This is a genomic window from Gemmiger formicilis (genome assembly GCF_018784445.1).
Taxonomy (GTDB): domain Bacteria; phylum Bacillota; class Clostridia; order Oscillospirales; family Ruminococcaceae; genus Gemmiger.
This window is the reverse complement of record NZ_WQOH01000061.1, coordinates 1-489: the sequence shown is the minus strand read 5'-3', so window position 1 is coordinate 489 and position 489 is coordinate 1. Positions and strand designations below refer to the sequence as shown.

Sequence of the window (489 nt, the reverse complement as noted above, 5' to 3'; positions counted from 1 at the left end):
ACCTGCACAGGGATATTGCATTCCCTGTACCCATGCACAAAGGGCTTGCCGCCCTCTGTACTCCTGCCCGATAAACTGCTCCACATCGTCAGCTGCCGACATTCGCAGTCCATCGGTTTTTGCGAAACTCTCCACCGGAGACTTTCACAAAAAAATGGAGAAGTCCAATTTCGTCAAATCGGATTTCTCCACTTTCCGGATATGCCGTTTCCGGCACATCCGCTTTGCAAATGAGCAAAGCAAAAGCGACCAACTTTTTACGGTTAGTCGCCTTTGGTTTGTTCATTCTATTCAGTTTTTACGAAACAAGAGAGTTTCTACCATTACCTTTCTAACGCTAAGTATTCTTGCCCCATAAAGAAGATTGTCAATTCGTCATGATCTACTTCTATCTCAAATTCCACGCTGTTATCTCCCTGTGTCACGCAGATTATATCCGAGTAAGAAAAACCATAAGATGCGTTACCGCAGGACAGACCCGAATCGGGC

Annotated in this window: 1 protein-coding gene; it reads right to left on the bottom strand. The window is 45.6% G+C overall.

Going from position 1 to position 489, the window contains the following annotated elements; genetic code table 11:
* Positions 1-88: 88 nt before the first annotated feature.
* A complete protein-coding gene (locus tag GPK89_RS16830) occupies positions 89-286 on the bottom strand; it encodes a hypothetical protein (protein WP_215694139.1) in 198 nt (65 codons plus the stop codon).
* Positions 287-489: the final 203 nt, after the last annotated feature.

Coding starts and splice junctions, on each gene's coding strand:
- GPK89_RS16830 (WP_215694139.1), bottom strand. CDS start 286: ATGAACAAACCAAAGGCGACTAACCGTAAAAAGTTGGTCGCTTTTGCT.